The organism is Sphingobacterium sp. UBA5639 (assembly GCF_002421245.1).
Classification (GTDB): Bacteria; Bacteroidota; Bacteroidia; order Sphingobacteriales; family Sphingobacteriaceae; genus Sphingobacterium; species Sphingobacterium multivorum.
Window position 1 is genome coordinate 56126 of the sequence record NZ_DIJR01000004.1, and the last position, 17732, is coordinate 73857.

The 17732-nt window shown below is 37.9% G+C and carries 17 protein-coding genes and 1 tRNA gene; 6 read left to right on the forward strand and 12 right to left on the reverse strand.

The window, feature by feature from the left end; all coding sequences use genetic code 11:
* Positions 1–2 precede the first annotated feature (2 nt).
* Genes B4Z90_RS03830 through fucP form a run of 4 tightly spaced genes read right to left on the reverse strand, consistent with a single transcriptional unit; the run spans position 3 to position 4635 of the window.
* Entirely contained in the window at positions 3–1316 is a 1314-nt protein-coding gene (locus B4Z90_RS03830) for an alpha-L-fucosidase (RefSeq protein ID WP_115049457.1), read from the reverse strand.
* Between the two features lie 49 nt (positions 1317–1365).
* A complete protein-coding gene (locus B4Z90_RS03835) occupies positions 1366–3024 on the reverse strand; it encodes a UxaA family hydrolase (RefSeq protein WP_112375752.1) in 1659 nt (552 codons plus the stop codon).
* Between the two features lie 2 nt (positions 3025–3026).
* A complete protein-coding gene (locus B4Z90_RS03840; protein ID WP_115047406.1) occupies positions 3027–3359 on the reverse strand; it encodes an L-rhamnose mutarotase in 333 nt (110 codons plus the stop codon).
* Between the two features lie 10 nt (positions 3360–3369).
* Positions 3370–4635: an L-fucose:H+ symporter permease gene (gene fucP, locus B4Z90_RS03845; protein ID WP_070563743.1), complete on the reverse strand. Its 1266-nt coding sequence runs from the start codon at positions 4633–4635 to the stop codon at positions 3370–3372.
* Between the two features lie 144 nt (positions 4636–4779).
* On the opposite strand from fucP, the gene B4Z90_RS03850 reads away from it, so the two are divergent.
* Positions 4780–5643: an AraC family transcriptional regulator gene (locus B4Z90_RS03850; RefSeq protein WP_070563746.1), complete on the forward strand. Its 864-nt coding sequence runs from the start codon at positions 4780–4782 to the stop codon at positions 5641–5643.
* On the opposite strand, the gene B4Z90_RS03855 is transcribed toward B4Z90_RS03850, so the two are convergent.
* The 8 genes from B4Z90_RS03855 to B4Z90_RS03890 form a co-directional block, all read right to left on the reverse strand.
* On the reverse strand, positions 5632–6603 hold the full coding sequence (locus B4Z90_RS03855; RefSeq protein ID WP_312128085.1) for an NAD(P)H-quinone oxidoreductase: 972 nt from the start codon (positions 6601–6603) through the stop codon (positions 5632–5634). The genes B4Z90_RS03850 and B4Z90_RS03855 overlap by 12 nt on opposite strands.
* Positions 6600–9368, reverse strand: a complete 2769-nt coding sequence (locus B4Z90_RS03860) for a TonB-dependent receptor (protein ID WP_115047404.1) — start codon at positions 9366–9368, stop codon at positions 6600–6602. The genes B4Z90_RS03855 and B4Z90_RS03860 overlap by 4 nt, the downstream gene beginning before the upstream one ends.
* A 134-nt stretch (positions 9369–9502) precedes the next feature.
* The gene (locus tag B4Z90_RS03865) at positions 9503–10030 is read right to left on the reverse strand and encodes a ferritin (protein ID WP_070563752.1); all 528 of its coding nucleotides are present in this window, start codon (positions 10028–10030) and stop codon (positions 9503–9505) included.
* A 373-nt stretch (positions 10031–10403) separates the two neighbouring features.
* Complete coding sequence (locus B4Z90_RS03870; RefSeq protein WP_070563755.1) at positions 10404–10778, reverse strand: DUF6686 family protein; 375 nt, start codon at positions 10776–10778, stop codon at positions 10404–10406.
* A 261-nt stretch (positions 10779–11039) separates the two neighbouring features.
* Positions 11040–11399: a ribosome hibernation-promoting factor, HPF/YfiA family gene (gene hpf, locus B4Z90_RS03875; RefSeq protein WP_070563758.1), complete on the reverse strand. Its 360-nt coding sequence runs from the start codon at positions 11397–11399 to the stop codon at positions 11040–11042.
* Positions 11400–11413: 14 nt separating this feature from the next.
* The gene (locus B4Z90_RS03880; protein ID WP_070563761.1) at positions 11414–12295 is read right to left on the reverse strand and encodes a tyrosine-type recombinase/integrase; all 882 of its coding nucleotides are present in this window, start codon (positions 12293–12295) and stop codon (positions 11414–11416) included.
* 101 nt (positions 12296–12396) lie between these two features.
* A complete protein-coding gene (rpsU, locus tag B4Z90_RS03885) occupies positions 12397–12591 on the reverse strand; it encodes a 30S ribosomal protein S21 (protein ID WP_046672133.1) in 195 nt (64 codons plus the stop codon).
* Positions 12592–12681: 90 nt separating this feature from the next.
* Positions 12682–13314, reverse strand: coding sequence for an HAD family hydrolase (locus B4Z90_RS03890; RefSeq protein ID WP_175441966.1), 633 nt, complete (start codon positions 13312–13314; stop codon positions 12682–12684).
* Positions 13315–13403: 89 nt separating this feature from the next.
* Here B4Z90_RS03890 and B4Z90_RS03895 point away from each other — a divergent pair.
* From B4Z90_RS03895 to B4Z90_RS03915, 5 genes are all read left to right on the forward strand, one after another.
* Positions 13404–13477: transfer RNA gene (locus B4Z90_RS03895), tRNA-Ile, on the forward strand.
* Positions 13478–13666: 189 nt separating this feature from the next.
* Positions 13667–14974: a site-specific integrase gene (locus B4Z90_RS03900; RefSeq protein WP_286801440.1), complete on the forward strand. Its 1308-nt coding sequence runs from the start codon at positions 13667–13669 to the stop codon at positions 14972–14974.
* A gap of 327 nt (positions 14975–15301) precedes the next feature.
* A complete protein-coding gene (locus B4Z90_RS03905) occupies positions 15302–16528 on the forward strand; it encodes an AAA family ATPase (RefSeq protein ID WP_286801442.1) in 1227 nt (408 codons plus the stop codon).
* On the forward strand, positions 16525–17103 hold the full coding sequence (locus B4Z90_RS03910) for a DUF4276 family protein (RefSeq protein ID WP_286778950.1): 579 nt from the start codon (positions 16525–16527) through the stop codon (positions 17101–17103). The genes B4Z90_RS03905 and B4Z90_RS03910 overlap by 4 nt, the downstream gene beginning before the upstream one ends.
* 204 nt (positions 17104–17307) lie before the next feature.
* On the forward strand, positions 17308–17732 hold a 425-nt coding region (locus B4Z90_RS03915), incomplete at its 3' end, for a hypothetical protein (RefSeq protein WP_286801443.1).

Sequence of the window (17732 nt, forward strand, 5' to 3'; positions counted from 1 at the left end):
TGTTATTTAATTGTTAATGTCAATACCAAATCTGCTTCATCTGTCGATGTTGGCAAATCCAAGCGTAGACTATTGTTCTTATAACTAAACTTAATCTCTTTCTTTCCGATAAATGTGCTTACTTTTTTCACCTGATAAGGAAGGTTATTAATCAACAATTCCTTTTTATCCGTTTTAAACACATGTAGATACACTTGGTTTCCTTTTTTTGTCAACGCATAATCGTCTGTTGGTGACACCGCCCCACCCGCTGTTCCATAGATTGTTTCACCATACACCGATAGCCATTTTCCAAGTTCTTTCAAGCGCTCCTGTTGATAGTCCTGAATCTCACCGTTTGGCATCGGGCCAACATTGAGCAATAAATTGGAACCATGACTAGCTGCCTTGACCAGGTATTTCAGCACTTCCTGAAAGGATTTTCGTGTCCGATCTTTCAGCTCAAATCCCCAAGATCCTGCAATTGTTCCACATACTTCCTTCGGTAGTTTCCCAACATCATGCACTTTCGTGCCGAACCCAGTAGTATTCTCTCCAGGTAAATCACGTTCGAACATCTGAAAATCTTCCCCTTCAAATGGCGCCAGATGGTGGTTGTTACCCACCAAGCACTGTGGCTGTAAGGTATGAATCAATTCATAGATTTCTTTGAAATGCCAATCTTCATTGGGCTTGTCCCAATGACCATCAAACCAGATCCCATCGATCTCACCGTAGTTGCTCAACAGCTCCGTTAATTGGCTTTTCATAAACTGGACATAATGATTCCAATCCCCTTTCGTTGAATCGCGCCCCGCAATGCCACCACCCGTTTTACCAACAGGCAGATAATCATCCCGGTGCCAGTCTAAAAGCGAATAGTAGAACATCACTTTTATCCCTTCGGCACGGCAAGCTTCCACCAACTCTTTCACAATATCGCGTTTGAAGGGAGATTTCTTCACCACATTATAGTCCGAAACCTGGCTGTTCCACATCGAAAATCCATCATGATGTCTGGTCGTAAAGGTGATATACTTTGCCCCTGCCTGTTTAAATAACTTCGCCCATTCTTTCGCATTAAAGGAAATTGGATTGAAAAATTTAGGCAGCAATGCATATTCATCCAAACTGATATTCTGGTTGTTCATGACCCACTCACCATCCCCCAGCACACTATATACCCCCCAATGGATAAAAACACCAAACCGAGATTGTTCAAACCACTCCCTATTTTTCAGATTTTCGGGACTCGGTTGATAATGTTGCTGGCTATAGCTCGCGGATACTGATCCCATCAGCAAGGCTAAACCACAGATTACATGTTTAAGTTTCATATGTAAATGATTAGTTGTCATGGATTTTCAATAAACTCATTATACCCAACTACAAAGAAACACCTCTACGCCATGGTATGAAATCGTCTTGCCCCAACAACACCGCCTTCGGTTTCACTTCACCAGAAGCAACCTCTATTACATAATCCCAAATACGGTGTGCGGCTTCCTCAATAGTCTCTGTACCTTCGATAATGGTACCACAGTTCAAATCCAGGATATCGGGCATTTTCTCAAAAGTCTTGGTATTTGTTGATAGTTTCACAACAGGTGCAATCGGGTTACCTGTAGGGGTACCCAGCCCCGTAGTAAACAAGACAATATTAGCACCTGCTGCCACTTCTGCAGTTGTACTTTCCACATCATTACCAGGCGTACATAATAAGTTTAACCCCGGACCGTTGGCCAATTCAGGATAATCAATCACTGCTGCAACAGGTGATGTTCCTCCTTTTTTGGCAGCCCCAGCAGACTTAATTGCGTCAGTAATTAAACCATCACGAATATTGCCCGGAGAAGGATTCATATAGAATCCCGAACCATCAGCTTCAGCTTTTGCGTTGTAAGTACGCATCAGCGACATAAAACGCTCCGCCGTTGGCTCATCGATACAACGATCACTCAACTCCTGTTCCACGCCGCATAATTCAGGAAACTCCGCCAGAATCACCGATCCGCCTAAAGTCACCAAAATATCTGATACAAATCCGAGCGCCGGATTGGCCGAGATGCCCGAAAATCCGTCTGAACCACCACATTCCAGACCTATACACAATTTGTCCAATGAGGCTGGTTTGCGCTCATTTTTATCCGCTTGCATCATCCCTGCAAAAGTTGCTTTAATCGCCTTTTGCATAAGCTCTTTTTCAGTTCCTTCTTTCTGTTGTTCGAAAATATACAGTGGGCGATCAAAACCTGGACTTCGCTTTTCAATTTCAGCTTTCAGAATGGAAGCCTGCGCATGCTGACATCCTAAACTCAATACCGTTGCCCCCGCCACATTCGGATGGGTGATATAACCAGCCAAAAGGCCACATAAGGCATCCGAATCCATGCGGGTTCCGCCGCAGCCCATTTCATGGTTTAAAAACTTGATTCCATCGACATTTTTGAACAGGCGTTCCTGCTCACTGGAAGTCGAATTAGCAAGTAGATCCTGACTAAGAATCGCATTTACATCAGCACCAGACTTATATAAGCTAATGAGATCTTCTACCTCAGACACGTAATTATTGGCTTTTACTTTATAGCCTAACTTTTCTTCAAAAGCAGCCTTCAGGGTCAATACATTTCTATTTTCGCAAAAAACCAATGGAATAACCAACCAGTAATTGGCCGTTCCAACAGTCCCATTTGAACGGTGGAATCCATTGAACGTTTTATCTTTAAATGCAGAAACATCAGGTTTTGTCCAGGCTGTCTTGCGATTGCCCATTTTAAAATCTTCCGACGCATGGCGCAAGTTTTCAGTGGTAATGAGTTCCCCTTCAGCTAGGGGAGTATTCAATTTTCCTACCAGAACACCATACATCAATATCTCCGTATCTTGTTCCATTGGCTGGATGGTGAATTTATGTTTGGCAGCAACAGCTTGCTTTAATGTAAATTCCTTACCTTCAAAAACAATCGTTGTTCCCGCAGCCAAGTCCTGTAATGCAACAAGGACATTATCCATTGGATGGATCTGTAAATAGCGCTGTATAGCCATAATTATACTAATTCAAATATTTTTGTCATCATTACCCATTTCTCTCCCGGCTTTGCCCCCGGAATGGCCGCCTGGTATTTCCACATCAGCTGTTCCCATTCCTGTACTTTTTCATTGGCAGCATCCATAGCCGATTTTTTCTCAAATGAAAAGTCTTCACCCACCTCCATGTTCATAAACAATCTATTTTCAAAACGATAGATCTCCATCTGCAGAATACCTGCATCCAGAATCGAACGTTTTATTTCCGGCCAAACCTCACGGTGGTAATCCTCATATTCCTTGATCAATTGTGGATCGCCCACAAGATCTAAAGCCATGACATATCTTTTCATTACTAACTAATTAATGTGATTTAAGATTTTCGGTTTCTGCAATACTGACATTTCTATTTTGGAAAGCAAACAATAAGACAACAATAAAACAAACCAATGGCACAAAATAGCCATACTGGAAATGTCCTGTTTTATCCGAGATAAAGCCCAAAATTGGAGGTAACAAAGCACCACCAACAATAGACATTACGATCAAACTGGAAGCAGATTTGGTATCGGCACCGATACCTTGTACACCAAACGCGAATATCGTCGGAAACATAATAGACATAAAGAATGCAATACCGATCAATGCATACAAGGTCTGAATACCTGATCCGAAGATGACAAATAGGGATAGAACGATCGCTATAGCGGAATAGATGATCAGAAGCTGGGATGCTGATACAAAACGCATAAAAAATGTACCGATAAACCGGCCCAACATAAAAGCCAATCCCGCAAACCCAGCATAATCGGCCCCATCCTTACCCGATATGCCCGCAGCTTCTGTTGCATACAATACCAGGAAGCTTAAAATACAGACTTGCGCTCCCACATAGAAAAATTGAGCCACCACGGCCCAACGCACATTTTTATGACGCAACGCGTGGAAAAAACCAGCTCTACCTTCTTCCTCGGCATCTTTGATATCAGGTAATTTGGTAAAGAAAAACAAGGCAGCGATCAATAAAATCAATATTCCCAATACTACATAAGGCAATTTCACAGCAGCTGTTTCCGACTGAATATACGCCATCTTTGCCTGCTCAGCCATTTGCGCCAGTTCTTCCTGTGATTTGGGTTCATGGGATAAAATAAATTTTCCACCAAAAATCGGAGCAACAAAGGCTGCTAGTCCATTAAAGGACTGCGCAAAATTAAGCCGTTGCGCCGAAGAAGCTGGATCTCCCAAAATCGCTACATACGGATTTGCAGCGGTTTCCAGAATGGTAAGACCACAGGCTACAACGAACAATGCCCCCAAAAAGAAAACATAACTTATCGTATTGGCCGCAGGTACAAAAAGAAAACAGCCAATGGCAAAAAAGATCAATCCGATCAAAATACCCGCTTTATAGCCATATTTTTTCATGATAATTCCAGCAGGAATCGCCATCACAAAATAAGCGATAAATACAGCCGAATCGACTAAGGAAGCCTGGAAATGGGATAAACTAAACGCATTCCTCAAATGCGGAATTAAGATCGGATCAAGGTTATGAATAAATCCCCAGAAAAAGAACAAGGATGTCACCAAAATCAAGGCAAATGCGTAACTCTTTTTATTCGTCATATTTTTCAAATGGTTATAAGTAGTTATTTAATGTAAAATAAGCTTAAAAATGCTAGACAATATTCAAGTATATTATCAAATTATTAAGCTATATTACCATAGCTAAACTGAATTATGTAACTTTACTGCATATATTTCATAATTATGAAAGCACAGCTGCTTCATTTAAACAGCAATCTTGAGCATTCGTTCAACGCGCGTAGAGACAATACACCTCAGTACCATAATCTTTGGCATTACCACGAAGAACTGGAATTAATTTATTTCGCCAAAGGCTCAGGCACCCAATTTATTGGCGATAGTGTCCGGCGCTTTGAATCGGGCGATATCACCCTTGTGGGTTCAAACCTACCTCATTATTGGTTATTTGACGAAATTTATCTTCAAGAGGAAGAAGCAGAAAGCGCAGATATTCGTGTGCTTCATTTTAAAGAGAACTTTTGGGGAAATGATTTTATTAATTTACCTGAAAATAAATCCATCAAAGACCTTATTCGCGTCTCCAAAAGAGGCATTTCATTATTGGAGTGCAGCCGACTAAAAACTGCGCAATTAATTGACGCTATCTTGGCAGCAACAGGTACCCCACGTATTATTCATTTATTAGAAATATTACAGTATATTTCGGCCGAAGAACAACATGATCTGTTAACGAGCCCCACTTTTACCATCCAGCTGCAAGATCAGGATGCCAACCGTATGCAGATTGCCATGCAATATATCGGTGAAAATTATCGCGACCAGATACGCCTGCAAGAACTTGCCTCTCTCACGGGAATGACCCCAAATTCCTTCTGCCGTTATTTCAAATCACAGATCGGAAAAACGCTCTTTCAATTTCTGATCGAAATGCGCGTGAAAACCGCTTGCAATTTATTAATAGAAAACAAACAGACGGTGAAGCAGATCTGCTTTGAATCAGGTTTTCAAAACTTTTCAAGCTTCCATAAATACTTCAAAAATGTAACCGGCACCACGCCGCTCAGCTTTCAGCGATCAAAAACTTAAGACGATTTTACCCAATAAGCTTGAATCTTCCATCAATCGATGGGCTTCAGCAGCCTCGGCAAAAGGAAGCACCCGGTATAAGGTCGGTTTGAAATCGCCAGCGCTAAGTTTCGGCCATACCTGAGACCAGATATCATCCCGTAGCACTTGCTTAAATTCACGGTCTCTCGCCCGTAATGTACTTCCCGTTAAAACAATCCGTTTCTGCATTAATTTGAGCAAGTTTAACTCGACTATTGCGCTTTCCATCGCATTAATATATACTAAACGACCATCGGGGTTCAAAAGGTTGATATTTTTCTCAAAATATGAACCACCAATACTGTCTAAAATAACATCAACCCCCAAAGGCTTCAGCGCCTCCAGAAAATCCTCCGTTTTATAATTTATTGTTTTGGTTGCTCCCAATGATTTACAAAAGCTAGCCTTTTCAGATGAGCTGACTGTCGTATATACTGCTGCACCAAACAAGGCCGCTAACTGAATTGCCGTACTGCCAATCCCACCAGCACCACCGTGTACCAAAAAATGATCGCCGGTCTGCAAATTCCCTCTTCGAAAGACATTGTCCCATACTGTAAATACGGTCTCAGGCAGCGAGGCTGCTTCCGCGAAATCTAAATGATCGGGAATAGGCAAACAATGTCCCTGATAGACCTTAGCATAGTTTGCATAACCTCCACCCGCTACGAGTGCACATACACGATCACCAATGTTCCAGTCAGCGACCCCGGTTCCCTTTGCGACAATAACCCCTGCTATTTCTAATCCAGGTATCCGCGCATCCACCCCGGCAGGTGCCGGATAGTTCCCTTTACGCTGAAAAACATCAGGTCTATTTACACCTGCAGCCTTTACTTCTACTAAAACTTCCAGTTCACCGATCTGCGGCATCTCCACATCGCGGACTTCCAAAACTTCGGGTCCGCCCGGTTCAGTAATAATGACAGCTTTCATCATGATTTTTTGGGATATTTCTGTAATCTTATATTGAGCGAAAGCATAAAATAACGAGCCAAACGATTGTTTCGAACGTCTAAAATATCATTTCCCACCACGGCACGTGAAATTCCAGTATTCTGATTCATTAGATCGAATCCCTGAAATCTCAACATACCCAAGTTATTCCTTCCAAAAGTATATTCCATATAGGCGTTGATTATCGTTGGATTAATATTGTTCCATGAGCTCGAATAACCCGCATTAAATTTTTGAGAAAGTTCAAGTCCCATGGTAAAATGTTTGCCCAAATAAGCTTTAGATCCCAAACCAACGATTCCAGAATGCGCCGTGATATTATCTTGTACAGGCCAGTCAAATGTGGCCCTGTTCAACGAATAGTTGCCATTTAATTCCGCTTCAAAAATATCACTCCAGGTATAGCGGAATTGAAGGGCTTGTGTAAACAAAAAGTGTCCACCAAAGCTCTTTTTATCATTGACGTACGAAATATTGTTGTAATAATCTGCATTGCCATTTAAGCTCATCTGCAAATTATCCGACAATAAAGAAGCTGTAAACAAATAATAGCTCTTAATATCATAGTAGCCTTCTGTATTGCGATAAGTCGTTTTCTGTATCGTTGAATTAGGTTCAATTGTCCGGTTGGCTACAATCTTATCATTTACTAAGTTAAAAGCAAGACTGGCTTCCAGATATTGTCCCCTCCGCGTGATGGATTTGCGATACTTTGAAACAATACTATGTGCAAATTCAGATTTCAAATCCTTATTTCCGATCACAATATTCTGTGTGTTGGTATTGTCCACCACCGGCTGTATCTGATAGAAACTAGGCTGGTTATTACGTCCATAATAGTCCATAGAAAGATCCTCTTCTTTGGTAAACTTCCATTTCAATCCAGCAGAGGGCACGAGATTAACATTTGAATAGGAGGTTTTTATCAGTTTATCTGTTGAACTTCCCGTTAATTCGGACGGCTGAACTGCAAAACCGAAGTTTACCTTTACTTTTTCGCTTAAGTCTTGGCGGTAAATCATGCCGACTTTATTGCTTGCGAAAGAATAGTCGTACTTCAAACTAAGTGAATCCACCAGTATGGGCCCGTTGTTAAAATTATTGTTATTGTCAAAAGTAGAGCGACGGGCATCAATTTTGGTATAATCGAAATCGTAATTGATCTCCAAGGTACCACCTAAATCAACGGGCTCCACCAACGACAAGCGACTTTGGATATTTTTATTCTCATTGCTGGAACGGACCATTTGATTCAGGTAAGTTTCCGTTATTTTTGGCACCTTCAAGCTGCTGTCGATCGCTCTATTAAAATCGCGCACTTCCTCATCTTTATCCAAGGAATTAAAATCCGTATGCAAAGTATAAAGTACTTTCCGCCCCGGTTTAGTAAAACTTCGCACGTAAAAAAGATCTAAAGCCGCAGCAGGGCTTTCTGTACTATTGGCCGCGCCGTAGTTCCCCGTACTACTTAACCGATTATTTTGGATCCTTCTATCTTTTAACGTATTGCTGGTCGAATTGGTCCAAGATAGTTTGGGCGATATTTTAAGCTGATCTTTGGGCGACAGCTTCATATCAAAATCCCAGTCCATTTTATGGATACGATCGATTGATTTTATTTTGTAATCTTCAAAATTACTAATCAGATTATTCGCGGCTTTGCCATACCCATATATCGATTGTAATAAGGAATTTCCCTGGATATAATTATTACGTTGCGTAAAGCTATATTTTCCGCTTGCTGTTACCGTTTTAGAAAGCGGACTAGAGAAACTACCACCTACAGAGCCGATTTTATTGACGCCGTCTGTCGGGTCCGCAAAATCCGCTAGCTCGCCCATTTCCCGCTCCCGTTCCCCGCCATTGGGCGAACCGAAAGAAAAAAGGTTGGTATTGGTATTATTGACCGAGGCGATAACAGAGTACTCTTTACCGTCATTGAAACGATTCAGTCCAGCACTCCCCAAGTAACGATCTACCGAACCACCGCCAAGCGTAGCTTGACCAAAAGTAATTTTCTTCTTATCATCTTTGAGCACAATATTCAGAACTTTTTCGGATTCAGCACTTTTAATTCCTTTTGCCGTCGCCTCGTCACCATAAAAATCAATAACTTGAACGCTTTTCACAAAATCTGCAGGAAGATTGCGTGTGGCGGTGAGCACATCGCCACCAAAGAATTTTTTACCATCCACCTTAACAGAGGATATGGGCTTACCGAAGGCGTAGACAGAACCATCCCGCGAGACCTGAATATTGGGTAATGCCTTAAGAGCCTCTTCTAAGAGTGCCCGACGATCAAATTGAAAAGCATCCAGATTAAATTGAACAGTATCCTGCTTATAAACAATGGGTTTATATTTTAGTACAACAACTTCTTTTAAAAGGGATACATGGGGAAACATGGTCAATTTTCCAACATCCAATTTAGCTGTCGTGCTATTGTACAAGGGATAACTACGTTCCAAGATACTAAGGCCCAGCTGGCTACAGCTAATACGAATATCATTACCCAGTACACGATTAAAATGAAAATAACCTGTTGCGGAAGTTGATGAGAACAAGGTATCGCGGGAACTCGTCAGGTGAACACTTACACCATTTAGGGGCCTTCCAGCTGTATCGACAACAATGCCATAAACCTCTTTTTTTGACACCTGCCCTAAAGTGGTTTTGGGTAAAAAAAACAAGTTCGTTATAGCTAAAAAAAGTACTAACCGGATAATATTCCCGTCCTTTAGTTCCATCAAATAGACTTTGCAATAATACAATTCAATATAAGAATTCTTAAGCTATTAACGTAAAAAGTTGTGATTTTGTATATAAAAAAAACGAGCTGTTTTCTCAACAGCTCGTTTCTTACACTATTTTTTACAATTTATTATTCACCCGCAAAGGTAACCTTAACGAGGTGCTTATCAATTTCCCAACGGCCAGTACCATCTTCACCGATTACATCGAATAATTCAAGAATACGTCTTGCAACAAACTCCTCCTCCACTTGCTCTTCCAAGAACCATTGAACAAAGTTAAAAGTTACGTAGTCTTTTTCCTTCGCACATCTATCCGCAATATTATTGAATTGTTCAGTAACAAACATCTCTTGTTCCAATGTTTGCTCAAATACACCACGGAATGATTCAAAATCTTGAGGAATACCTGTAACTTCCGGAGAAATTGCACGACCACCGCGGTTGTTAATATAATTGAAAAGCTTCAACATGTGCTCGCGTTCTTCGTTGGATTGTTTCGCAAAAAACTCGGAAGCATTTTCCAAACCCTGATCATCACACCATGAAGACATTGCCAAATATAATGCTGAAGAATGAGCTTCAACTTTAATCTGTGCATTCAATATATTTTCGATCTCTTCTTTCAAAGAAGATTTTAATTTCAATAAATCTTTCATATTTACCTTAAGTTTAATTTCTAAAACATGAACAAGTGAAACACATGATCACCTGACTACATCACAAAGATACAGCAGATATTCAAAATGTGTATCAAGAATATGTAATACAAATTCAGTCTAAATTAGACAAACAAACCACAACTTGTTTAGAATCAATACAATTACAAATACGTAATATTGATACTTTCAATAAGCCATCAAATAAAACAATAAGTGGCAGAAAGGACTTAAAATCAGGAATGCCAACCAAAAAACAAAAGGTAGTCCATTGAGACTTATTTAAATTAAAATTAAATAAGGTCACCACAAAACAAAAAGCGGTGTACATCATAGACGTACACCGCTTTTTAAATTCGTTTATATATACTACCTAAGCGAAAACCGCAAATGGCGAAACCTGCAAACAAGTTCTGACAACGCTATTCAATTCCATCATAAATTTAGCGCCATCTAATAATTCGCGCAACTGGAGCACATCCGCTACAGTTAAGATGAAACATCTTTCTGTACGAAAAGGCATAATGATTTCAAAATCAGATGAGCGTGTTGTATCATGAAGCATATGCTCAACATCAATCCCATCGATACGTTTCTTAAATTTCAAAAAATCCGATACCGAGAAAGACGTTGTTTCATTATTATATTCCAACCAGAAACAATTTTTGCGGCTACATTGATAAACTGTACCTACTATAGTTGAAAACACTTCCTCAACATGTGCTAACGGACAAACCAATTTTGACATTTCTATTTCCCTTATCATTTAAATCGATCAAAAATAAATATTATTTATAATCAATCCAAGTAAAACAGAAGATTATTTTGATTTAATATAAATAAGCCTTTCAGCGAGTAATGGAAATAAATCCTTCCTAATTTCACATGGATCAACAGCCCCGAAAATCCACGTTAGGTTCTTACGGACCAATTACAATAGAGCGGTACAAAAAAAGAGGCCAGTTTCTATAACTGACCTCCTACATTTACATCTATATTTTAATAGTTATTAATCGTATTCTTCCTCTTCTTCTTCCTCTAGGGTAAGAACTTCATTACGTCCATTGATAACTGTATTTTTTGTCTTTGTTTTATGTTTATTAATCTGTCTACGCAAGGATTCGACAGCAATATCTGTCGCCTCCTCAAAGCTCTTCGCTTGCCCTTTCGCAAAAAGCTGGCTTCCCGGGATATTTAATTTAATTTCTGAAATTTTATTTGCCTCATCATCGACATTTTCCAATCGCAGGTAGCATTCGCCACCAATAATGGAATCCAAAAACTGCTCCAATTTTCCTGTTTTCTTTTTGATAAACTCGATTAGCTTTTGATCAGCAGTAAATCGAATGGATTGCACAGTAATGTTCATTTTTCCTCCTTTTTTTAAGCTTTTGGATGAGCTTGTTTATAAATTGACTTCAATCGTTCTGCTGAGTTATGCGTATACACTTGTGTTGCCGCAAGCCCTGCATGCCCCAGCAGCTCTTTAATTGCATTTAAATCCGCCCCGTTGTCCAACAGGGCCGTTGCGAAAGTATGTCTCAAAATATGAGGACTTCTCTTACCTTGAGTAGAAATCAGCGTCAATTGCCGATGTACAATAGCATAGATCAGCTTGGCATATGCTGGCTTTCCTTCTTTCGTAACGATTAGTAAGCTGTTATTAGTATCAACAAATTGCGTCGCCTTTTGTTGCAAATAGTTTTTCAATTCTTTCAATAAAAGATTATTGATCGGAACCAAGCGTTCTTTGTTCCTTTTACCTAATATAAGAATATTTTTATTAAAAAAATCTATATCCTGCTCCTTAATTTTCAACAATTCTGCCAACCGAATCCCGGTACCGAACAACAATTCCATAACCATATAATCGCGGCAGGATTCAAACCCATCCTGCTCCTGCCCCATCTGATCCAACAAACGGACCAGCTTTTCCTTTTCAACAACAACCGGTAATTTTTTAGCAGTTTTTAACGCTTTAATAAGCGTCATGGGATTTTTCGCAATACACTCTTCTCTTTGCAAAAATTTAAAATAAGTTCGCATGGAGGACATACTCCGGTTGACTGAACTTGCATTTTTTCCGGACTCTACCATTTGCGCGAAATAATGACGTAAATCACGGTATACGATATCCTGCACAGTCAGTCCCTCACGATCCAAAAAAGACTGGAACATCTCCAACTCATGCTTATAGGCAATAACCGTATGTTCTGAATACCTTTTTTCAATCTGCAAAAACCGAATAAACTCCTTTTCCAACATATTTTCCCTTGCTATATAGCTTAAATTACAAACTTAAAAGCACAAAAAAAAGGGAAAAGCATTGCTTTTCCCTTTATATTTTAAAATTCTCAGCGAATCAATTAGTTAGCTACATCTTGATTCAAAGATTGTTTGTAAATCGCTTTTTTCACTTGAATGCGACGAGTTACAGATCTCTTTTCGTAAGCTTGACGTGAACGCAACTCTCTTAAAACTCCAGTTTTTTCGAATTTCTTTTTGAAACGTTTCAATGCTCTATCTAAAGATTCTCCTTCTTTTACATTTACGATAATCATGCGTTATATATACCTCCTTTCGCCGCTTTTAAATTTAAAGTGGGACAAAGGTAAGCTATTTATTTTTAAAAAGGAAAACAAAATTATTTTTTATAGCAATTCGAATTCTTCCAACAAAATTCTTAGCGGTTTCTCCTTCGTACACAATGCCGTATGCCAACCCAATTGTTTTGCTGTCGCTAGATGTTGAGGGCTGTCATCAATAAATAAAGTCTCCGCCGGATCCAATTGTTGCTCTTGCATAACCAATTCAAAAATCTCCGCATCAGGTTTGCGCATCCCTACCAAATGAGAGTAATAGGTCTTTTCAAAAAAACCTTCATTGTCGGCAACACCATATTTCTCATGAATATCATTCATACAATAGGCATAATGAATTGCATTGTTGTTACTTAACAAAAAGGTACGGTATCGATCTTTCAACTGGACTAAAATCTCATGATTTCCCTGTGGTACACCGATCAGTAAACTGTTCCAGGCCGTATCAATCTGTGCGTCCGTCAGTGCTGGGTTTTGGGTTAATTCTCTTATCCCTTCACGAAATTGCGTCGAATCAATTTTTCCTTTATCAAAATTATCAAAAAGTGCACTTTGACCATGATGTCCAAATACGGCATCAACATTTTCTATACCTAACTGAGTAAAAGCATCTTTCAATTTTACAAAGTCGATCATAAAGATCACATTCCCATAATCAAGAACAATATTTTTAATTTTTTCCATCGAATTATTTTGAAATATCAATACAAATATCGATAATTGCATCGTCAAAACGGCACAACAGCTGTTTAAATTGACAAAACAAAAGACCTGCTCCTATAGCTCAGTCGGTTAGAGTAGAAGACTCATAATCTTTTGGTCCCTGGTTCGAGCCCAGGTGGGAGCACAAAGCAAAAAAGCGGCTTTTCTATGCGAAAAAGCCGCTTTTTTCGTTTCTTTCCATCAATTTTCATTGATGGAATGGCTACGGGCTACCTGCCCTATTTGGCCAGTTTTGCATAGTTTTTTGTTGAACTTCACGTAAAAATGTAACAAATATGTAACGGGAATTTTTACGTGCAAAAGAAAAAAGATTATGGCAACCGTAAGCGCAAAAGTTTATGAACACCACAAGAAATCCGATGGCACCTACAATGTAAAAATCTGTGTCTATCACAAGGGAGAAAGAAAGTTTTTGGACACTAACCACTATGTTGTTCAGAAGCAACTCACTAAAGAAAAAAAGATCAAGGACACCTTTGTTCTTGACAAGTTAAATGACCAACTCAAGGAGTACCGTAAAGCAATTAGCGAACTTGATGGGAGACTTGAATATTTTACAGCGGAAGCTTTAAAAGATTACCTGAAAGATATGGATGAGGATGTAGAGTTCATATCATTTTGCAGGGAACATATCGAACGATTAAAAGCTGATAGAAGAAACGGAACAGCCAAGAACCATACAGCTATTTGCAATAGCCTTATTGATTATTTTAAAAGACAGACTGTCTCCATAAAAGAAATAAATTCAAACATGTTGTTTATGTATGAACGATTCCTGAAGTCTGATAGAACCATGACTAGGATTAATCAATTTGGAAATTCAGTCGTTACAACCGAAAAGGGTTTATCGGACAGTGGACTACATAATCACATGCGAGATTTAAGGACTCTCTTTAATGAGGCCAGAAGAAAATACAACAACGAAGATTTGGGGATCTATCGAATCAAACATTACCCTTTTTCAAAATATAAGGTTGGTTCTCCCCCTCTCACAAAAAACAGAAACAATGAAATTGATGATGTTTTAAAATTAAGGGATTGGCCTACAGTAGCCAACAGTCGAGCTGAATTAGCCAAAGAACTCTATATGCTATCGTTCTACCTCTGTGGCATTAATGCTATTGATCTATACTACTTAAATAGATCAGATATCAGAAATGGTAGAATAGATTACAATCGAAAAAAGACTAAGGATTTAAGAAAAGACAATGCCTTTATTAGCATTAGAATAATTGATGAAGCGAGGCCACTTCTCGAAAAATATATCGAAAAACTACGAAATCGATATAGAAATCCTAATTACCTTAATTATGCATTATCAAAGGGAATGCTCCACCTTCGTAACCTAACCGGAATTAAAAATCTCACCTTGTACTGGGCAAGACATACTTTTGCAAACACTGCTAGAAATAGATGCCGCTTAAATAAAGATGATGTCTCACTCGCTCTAAATCATGTCGACGAAGGGAATAGAGTAACAGATATCTATATAGAAAAAGACTGGAAAATTGTTGATGATGTCCAAAAAAAGGTAATGAGAATTCTGAGAAAAATCGACTCAAAAAAAGATAAAAAAAATAAATCGAAGAAAAAGAAAAATAAGAACAAACAAGCTGCTTAAGTATATACTGCGATGAAGTTCATTGCAGTATAATTTCATTATTTCTAAATCTTACAATTATGAAGACCTTATTATTATTCTTACTCTTTTGTATTCTATCGACTATTGGGCTTTTCTCCGCCCTTAGTATGAAAACTCCTTGGATCGGATTTTCGCTAGTATTTTGCGTATGGCTTGTATTTATTTTGACTACTACTAAGCCTAAAATTTAATAAAATATTAAACTGATGATCTGAGTCATGCATTCGGTCTAGAAGGTCGGATAGTAACAGATATTCGACGTCGCTATTATTGTAGATTTTTGTTCAATAAATTTTACATTTGTATATGACTAAAAAACTGATTGAAAGTCTTTATTTGAAAAATATAGCAGTTGTTGGATTTAGATCAATCCATAAGATAAATGCTGATTTTAATAATGGCCTTAATATTATTATTGGGAAGAATGGAGCAGGAAAGTCAAATTTGCTTTATATTGTAAAAGAGGCTTTAAGGCCGAAAGGGCTACCTCAGGATAGTCACGTTAAAGCGCTATCCTTTGTAATGGAGTCTTTAAGCGGGGCCGATTTGTTCGAAGTGAATTATGAAAGACAAGCTTTTAGCCCGGAAGATATAGAAATTAATCCTGGTCAAAAGTATTTTTTCAAAAGAACTTATACCTTAAATGGCACTTATCTGCCGTTAAATCATAGAGGAAAATTATTAGCTGGGGAATCCGAAGGAACATTAATAGTAAAATCTCGCCAACTTTTTTATAATTATGCTCTACGATCAGTAATGTTAACTTTTCCTCGTACGATACTCTTAGAGTACAATCTACCTATTTCTCCTGAATTCATTGATTTACCTGGTAAGCTGATCATCGATTTTGATATGTATGAAGGCATATATTCTATCGGAAATAATTTTTTAGACCGTTATTTTTGGAACATAGAAACTGAGTTTTTAGATTTTTTCGAGAATAAAAGTTCAGATCAAATTGACTCCCAAATGATAAAAGAAATTCCAACTGATTATATTAAGTCAAAATTTGTTTTTAGTGATGAATTTATCCGTGTACTTTCAAAATACACCCCTATAAAGAATATACGTTTTAATTCAAATATTAATATTTATTTTGACGAACTACGCTTTAATGTTGAAAACATCAAGATAGAGTATTTCGTAAATGATACTTGGTTACCGTGGAACAATCTTTCTGATGGAACAAAAAGATTATTCTATATTATTGCCCAAATACAAGATTTGAAAGAAAGCGTAATTTTGATAGAAGAGCCAGAGTTAGGAATACATCCCCACCAATTTGATCTTTTAATGCAATTCATTAAGGAACGTAGTGACTTCAATCAAATTATTATATCAACTCATTCTCCTTTAGTTTTAAATTACGTTGAAATTGAAGAATTAAGTAGAATTCAAATAGTATCATATTCAAAAGACTCCGGAACATCTATACGAAGGCTATCAAATGATGAAAGAGAAAAGGCGAGAACTTATGTTGAAGAGGTGGGTTATTTAAGCGATTATTGGGTTTATTCAGATTTAGAAGAATGAAGGTAATTGGCTTAATCGGAGAGGATCCAAATGATACTGTAGCTCTTGAAAATCTATTAAAACCTCAATTTGGCTCTGCAATAAGATTTAAAACCCTTTGTAAAAAATTAAGGGGAGATGGATTAGAAAGTTTTAAATTTTTTAAACAGATCACAGCGGAGACTAAAATAGAAAAGTATGATTTGTTAGTGTGTATTAGAGATTTAGATGGGTTTAATTCTGATAAACTTAAGGTTGATTCGAGGAATATTTGGTTTCAAAAAGTACAGGATTACGCCAATAATTGTAAGGCTGTTATTTTACTAAATGTATGGGAATTGGAAGCTTTACTTTTCGCTGATATTAATTTAATCAATCGTAAATATGGAACTAAACTAACATTTTCTAAAGATCCAACTAGTATAAAAGACCCTAAAGAAAAACTAAAACGAGAAACTAGTAAAGGCCGACGGAGATATGTGGAATCTGACTGCAGGGAATTATTTGCAGAGATAGACTATAATAAAATTATGGCCAAATGCATATTTTTTAGAGATTTTGTAAATGTCTTAAAAAATGAACTTAGTATAAAATAGAAACTTGAGAGCAACATGCTTAGGATTATTCTTTAGGTGGTTTTCGCACCCAATTTTATATGGATTTCCACAACAAAAAATAATAGACGACCCTAATTCATGAAATTTCTTTTGGCACATTATCCAGACTAGGCTTAGAATATCCAAATTTATCTCTATTATCCCTGTATACATTCTTTTAAAATAAAGAAATACCCTGTTTAAATGATTAAAAATATACCAAAACCAGATAGGTTTGAGAAATTAGGATTAGAATGTCTTTGGAAATCATTTGAAATGCTTTTTAATATCTCAAACAATGTAAACGCACTTATTCAAGATGAGATATTCGATAACTATGAAATCACTATTGAAGATTATTGGAAACATAATGGAATTACCGTTAGTACCTCCTTAATAGTATTATTTCAAGGTGTAGAATATTTAATGAAAAGTAAAATCACAGAAAAAAGCGCTTTGTTGTTGATTGAGAACAATAAATATGATTGGCCATCGCTCCCTAATAAAACCGATCGCAATTTTGACGAATTGCAAACAATATCAGGGGAAAATTTATTAGGAGTTTTCTGTGCTGTATTACCACAGAATTTCCCAATTCTTGCATTTGTTGGATATAATGGTGATATTGA